Source organism: Brachyspira pilosicoli (genome assembly GCF_019402445.1).
In the GTDB taxonomy this organism is placed as follows: domain Bacteria; phylum Spirochaetota; class Brachyspiria; order Brachyspirales; family Brachyspiraceae; genus Brachyspira; species Brachyspira pilosicoli_B.
On record NZ_SRZM01000147.1, the window covers coordinates 1 to 6,294 of the forward strand.

Annotated in this window: 5 protein-coding genes; all 5 read left to right on the forward strand. The window is 29.3% G+C overall.

Features of this window, described 5'->3' with window-relative positions:
* Positions 1–92 precede the first annotated feature (92 nt).
* Positions 93–1,121, forward strand: a complete 1,029-nt coding sequence (locus E6A48_RS05870) for a hypothetical protein (protein ID WP_219709136.1) — start codon at positions 93–95, stop codon at positions 1,119–1,121.
* A 71-nt stretch (positions 1,122–1,192) separates the two neighbouring features.
* Positions 1,193–2,551, forward strand: a complete 1,359-nt coding sequence (dnaA, locus tag E6A48_RS05875) for a chromosomal replication initiator protein DnaA (protein WP_219709137.1) — start codon at positions 1,193–1,195, stop codon at positions 2,549–2,551.
* A 527-nt stretch (positions 2,552–3,078) separates the two neighbouring features.
* Positions 3,079–3,717, forward strand: a complete 639-nt coding sequence (locus tag E6A48_RS05880) for a nucleotide exchange factor GrpE (protein WP_219709138.1) — start codon at positions 3,079–3,081, stop codon at positions 3,715–3,717.
* A 41-nt stretch (positions 3,718–3,758) separates the two neighbouring features.
* Positions 3,759–3,968, forward strand: coding sequence for a hypothetical protein (locus E6A48_RS05885; RefSeq protein ID WP_013243548.1), 210 nt, complete (start codon positions 3,759–3,761; stop codon positions 3,966–3,968).
* 57 nt (positions 3,969–4,025) lie between these two features.
* Positions 4,026–5,945 carry a molecular chaperone DnaK gene (gene dnaK, locus E6A48_RS05890; RefSeq protein ID WP_219709139.1) on the forward strand — a complete coding sequence of 640 codons (1,920 nt, stop codon included), beginning with the start codon at positions 4,026–4,028 and terminating at the stop codon, positions 5,943–5,945.
* Positions 5,946–6,294: the final 349 nt, after the last annotated feature.

The following is a 6,294-nucleotide window of genomic DNA, read 5'->3' on the forward strand; positions in this document are numbered from 1 at the left end:
ACTATATAGTATTATACTTGAGTATTGGTTTATTAATGATATAATACTCTTTAAAGTATAAAATAAATACTACTATATATAAGTGGAGTATTATGTCAGACAATAATTTAATATTAGATGAAACAGAAGTTCTTGCGGTAAGATTTATAGCAGAATATCCAGATTTAGACCAATATATATATTTTGTATTTTTTATAGATAAACTAACAATTAATCTTATTACCAAAACAGTATTAATTTCAGATAGTTATGAATTATTTGAAGTTTTAAATAGCTATGATAATTATTTGGAGCTTTATAAATATATAGAAGTTTATAATAATGTGCATTATAAAGTAAATATAATTTTAGATAAATTAAACAGCGATTTGGATTCTATTTTAGCTAACAGAACAAATGTAGTTCATACAACTATGGCTGCTATTAATAATGATATTATTTCTATAATAGATATATTTTCAGACACATTAAATATTTCTATGGATTATAATATAGGTATATATGATGTAAATTGTAAGGGCTTTTATATTGATGAGGTTAATAACTTTATACAGGAGTTTAAAAAAGAGTTTGAAGGAACTAGCATAGATATAAGTCAATATATATTAGATTCTAATAATGATAAGGCTAAAGAGAATACTGAGGATTCAATTATAGCAAAATATAAAATAGTAAATGGCGATTTTGTTGTAGCTCCTATTATGGGTAGAGCTATAGCGGACATAAAGTTGGGAGATAAGATTATAGTAAAAGTGGATTATAGTTCTTTCTATCCTAATATGACTTATTTAGACATTAATACTAAAAAAAATAATAATAATAAATATTTTGTTGTTGGAGAAGTAATAGATAAAACAGTTAATGAGCATTCTACAAAGATAGCACTTGCTTTAAGTGATGAGCATTGCGTTATTATAGAAGAAACAGAACCTATAAAAGTTAAGGTATTTAATCCTCAAAAGGATAGTTATGTAACACCAAACTCTTATCAAGAAAACAGTAAGGAAGAGCAGATATATAAAATGTTATCGCATTTTAATGTTTTTAAGTTTTTATTATATGGATTAGGTTTTATTTCTTTATTTGTTTTAGTTTATATTTTGTATGTTATAATATTATAATTTATTTCGATTAAAGTTTATAATAATTTGATACCGATAAAAGAGCAATTAATTTTTTTAAAGATAGATAAATGGAAAAGATAAAAGAATATTTTAATGAGTTTCTAGAGATAATATCAGAAAATGGAGAATATGCTGGGGTTGCTTTACTCAAGGGCAGTGTTTTTAGGGTTGATGATGAGGAAAATGTAAGTATTATTTGTTCGGGTGATTTTGCAGCTAATCATATAAAGAAAGATTTTTTAGAGCGTATAAAAGGCTATTTAAAAGATAAATGCGGATATGATGTAAATATTCAAGTATTAGTTGATGTAAATGTTGTTAATGATAATGAAGAAGAAAATGCTGATGATGTTTCAGAAATAACAGTAACAACAGAAGACAATAATACAAGAAGTAAATATAAGTCCAATTTAAATGAATATTTTAAGTTTGACAATTTTATAGAGGGTAGCAATAATAAATTTGTTTTTGCTGCTGCGAAATTAGTTGCTGAGAAACCGGGTAGAGAATACAATCCTCTTTATATATATGGAAGTGTGGGTATAGGTAAGACTCATTTATTACAGGCTATTGGTAATTATTACTTAGAGAATAACCCAGATGCAAAAGTAAATTATATAGACGGAAGCGGATTTAGAGATGAATATATATACGGTCTTCAAACTAAAAAGTCAGACAACTTCAAAAAGAAATATAAATCTTTAGACATGTTTTTGCTTGATGATTTGCAATTATTAGAAAGTGCTCAGGAGACTTCTAAAGAGTTATTTGAAATATTTCAGGCTTTAGATAATGGCTGTAAACAGATGGTGTTTGTAAGCGATAAGCCTCCTAAGGAACTTAGAAATATAGAGGCAAGATTAAAAAACAGATTTGAAAAGAGCTTAATATTATCTATAGAGCCTCCGCAGTATGAAACTAGGCTTGCCATAATTGAAAGAAAATTAATTGACTTAAATACAAAAATAGATGAAGAAGTAATTAAATATATGGCAGAAAATATTACAACCGATGTTCGTAAAATTGAGGGGGCTATTAGGGCTTATTTGTCTGTGAGAGATTTGATGAAAATAACTCCTAATGTTGAAGAGTGTGATAAGTTAAATATTTTTAAAGATTATTTTACTAATAAACCAAAATTAAAAAATGCTACTATCAAAGAAATAAAAAAAATAGTTGCAGATTATTACGGAATAGAGATGAATGCTTTTGACAGTAAAGACAGAACTAAGTTTATAGCTAAAGTTAGACATGTTGCGGTATACTTAGCTTGCGAATATTCTAAAAAATCTGTTACAGAAATAGGACTAGAGTTTAATAGAGATCATGCTTCTATAATACATGCTAGAGAAAAAATAAAAGAAGAGCTTAAAGCAGATTCTCATGTAGCAAGAGAGATTAATGATATAATATCTTCTTTATCATAATTTATTAGAATTTGTAAAAATTTAAGCAAATTTAACTTAATTTATGACAAAAATAAATGTATGATATTTTGATATTTTTTCTTGACATTTATATAAATTCTTATATAATATTAATTGTATTGTTAAATAATACAATTTTTCATAAACCTCCTTATCACCCTGCAGATCCTTTCTCGGGGTGATACTTTTTTAAACACCTTTTTATAATCTAGTGTATAATTATTAAACATCTATTATTCACTTTTGTGTGTTATTATTAAACATAATATGTTGTTAATTTTTTGTATTTTTAATTAATTAGAATATGTATATGTAGTTTTGATAATTTATAGCAGACTATAGTAAATAAACTATGTAATTTAAGCTCATATTTATGTTTTATTCAATTATTTTCTATTTTTTAATAAATATAATAAATAAATACAATAATAAAAAATAATATCTTTGGCACGATTATTGCATATATTATAGGTGTAACTTCTGTAAATAATTAAAAGGAAATAAGAAGGAAACAAAAAGGAGATTAAATGCAAGAAGAAGAAATGAAAGAAGGCAATGAAGCTGCTAGTAAGGGTAGTGAGGACATTGCAGAAAACAATTCTAATGCAGAAGCTAATGAAACTAATGAAGTTAATGAAGAACAAAAAGAGGCTTGTGAATGTTGCGAAAATAATGAAGATGAAATTAGCATTCTAAAAAAGAGAGTAGAAGAGTTAGAAAATGAAGTTTCTGATATGAAAGATAAATATATGCGTGCTATGGCTGAGGCAGAAAATATTAGAAAAAGAACTGCCAAAGAAAAAGCTGACGGCATAAAGAGAGCTAATAAAGGTTTATTACTATCTCTTATCAATTTTATGGATAATTTTGAGAGGGCATTAAAATCTTTTGATAATGATGAAACTATAAAGGGAAGCGAATATTATAAGGGCGTAGAATTAATACATAAGCAGTTTATAGATTTTTTAACTGATAATGGTGTAACTGAGATAGAGGCATTAGGAGAGGAGTTTGACCCTAACTTGCATGAGGCATTAACTATGTTAGAAGTTCCTGATATTGATAAAGAGCAGGTTGTAGAAGTTTATGCTAAGGGTTACAAATTAAATGATGAACTTTTGAGAACAGCTAAGGTTGTGGTTGGAAAACCAAAGAGAGCTGAATAATAAATTTTTATTTACTTTATATTTATAAGGAGATTTTTTTTATGGCACATATTCAACTTTTTAGAGCTTATTTTGAACCTAAAGATTCAAAGAAAGAGAGCATAAATCATATTAATAAGGTTTTGCAAGATTTAACAGATGAGATTAACAGACATATAGAAAACAGAGAAGTTATCAATGTTGATCTTAATACATCACATTTAGGCAATGGGCATACTGAATATATTGTAAGCGTTCTAACGAAGAATTAGACTTATAGACTTTAAACGTACATAAACATTTAATTAACATTTAAGGAGAAATTTATAATGAGCAAAATTATTGGAATAGATTTAGGAACTACAAATTCATGCGTATCAGTAATGGAAGGCGGTAAACCTGTAGTAATAACAAACAGCGAAGGAAACAGAACAACACCTTCTATAGTAGCATTTACAAATAAAGGGGAAGTATTAGTAGGTCAGCCTGCTAAAAACCAAATGGTAACTAACCCAGAAAATACAATATTCTCTATAAAAAGATTTATGGGTAACACTTATTCTGAAGTATCAGAAGAGCGTTCAAGAATGCCTTATACAGTTATAGAGGAAGACGGAAAAGTAAAAATTAAAACACTTGAAGGAAACTTTACTCCTCAAGAGATAAGTGCAAGAACACTTCAAAAGATGAAACAAACAGCTGAAGAGTATTTAGGTGAAACTGTAACAGATGCAATCATCACAGTACCTGCATACTTTAATGACAGCCAAAGACAGGCAACAAAAGATGCTGGAAGAATTGCTGGACTTAATGTATTAAGAATAATAAACGAGCCTACAGCTGCTGCTTTAGCTTATGGTATGGAGAAAAAGAAAGATGAAAAAATAGCGGTTTATGACTTGGGCGGCGGTACATTTGATATATCTATACTTGAATTAGCTGACGGAGTATTTGAAGTAAAAAGTACAAATGGTGATACACATTTAGGCGGTGATGATTTTGACCAAGCTATAATTAATTGGCTAATAGAAGAGTTTAAGAAAGATACAGGCGTTGATTTAAATAGCGACAAAATGGCTTTACAGAGATTAAAAGAAGCTGCTGAAAAAGCTAAAAAAGAACTTTCTAGCTCACTTCAAACAGATATCAACTTACCATACTTGACAGCAGATGCATCAGGTCCTAAACACTTGAATGTATCTTTATCAAGAGCAAAATTTGAGGATTTAGTAAGAGACTTAGTAGAAAAAACTCGTATCCCATGTGAAAAAGCATTGAAAGATGCAGGACTTTCTACTAGCGATATAGATGAAGTTATACTTGTTGGAGGTTCTACAAGAATACCTTTAGTACAAGAGACAGTTAAAAACATATTTGGAAAAGACCCAAATAAAAGTGTAAACCCAGACGAAGCAGTAGCAATGGGTGCTGCAGTACAGGGCGGTATTATTAAAGGTGATGTTAAAGATGTACTTCTTCTTGACGTTACTCCGCTTTCACTTGGTATTGAAACAGAAGGTTCAGTAATGACTGTTTTAATAAACAGAAACACTACTATACCTACAAACAAAAAACAAGTGTTCTCAACAGCAGCAGACAATCAATCATCTGTAACTATTAGAGTATTACAAGGTGAAAGAAAAATGGCTAATGACAACAGAGAGCTTGGAAGATTTGATTTAGTAGGTATACCACCTGCACCAAGAGGCGTACCTCAAATTGAAGTTTCATTCGACATAGACGCTAACGGTATAGTACATGTTACAGCTAAAGATTTGGGTACTGGTAAAGAGCAGAAAATAACAATAGCTTCTTCAAGCGGACTTAGCGAGGAAGAAATAAACAAAATGGTTCAAGATGCAGAAAAACATGCTGAAGAAGATAAAAAGAAAAAAGAGGAAGTTGAGGCTAAAAACAATGCTGACCATATGATTTATCAGACAGAAAAATTATTAAAAGAAAACGGCGATAAATTACAGCCTTCAGATAAATCAGAGATTGAGTCAAAAATGAGTGCTTTAAAATCAGCAGTAGAATCTAACAATACAGACAGTATAAAAAGAGCTACAGATGATTTACAAGCAGCATGGAGCAAAGCTTCAGAGGCTCTTTATAAACAAGCAGGAGCACAGCAAGGACAAGCTGATGCAGGACAGCAACAAGCACAGCAAAACACTAACCAAGATTCAGGCAGAAAAGATGACGGCGTAGTTGATGCTGATTATGAGGTTGTTGATGACAATAAATAATAGATAAAAAGTAAAAGTTGAATATATAAAGTCTAGTAGGCGGTTGGAAGTTAATTTTTAATAGTTGATTTTCAGCCGCCTATGTTTTTTTAAATTATAACAAAATATTATTTGACGATTTTTCTATGAGATTAGAATATACAATTACATTTTTATGATACAAGTTTTTTGTTCAACTTTTTCCCGCCTTCGCTTTGCGGACTTCGTCAAAGTTTTCGCCCTTCGGGCACGCTTCGCGAAAGTGCAAACTTTTAACTTTATATGTTGGAATATTTGTAGAGGCAAGATAATACTTGTATTTTATCTAAAAATGCAGTTTTTTTGCTTCTTTTATACCAATAAAAGAAGT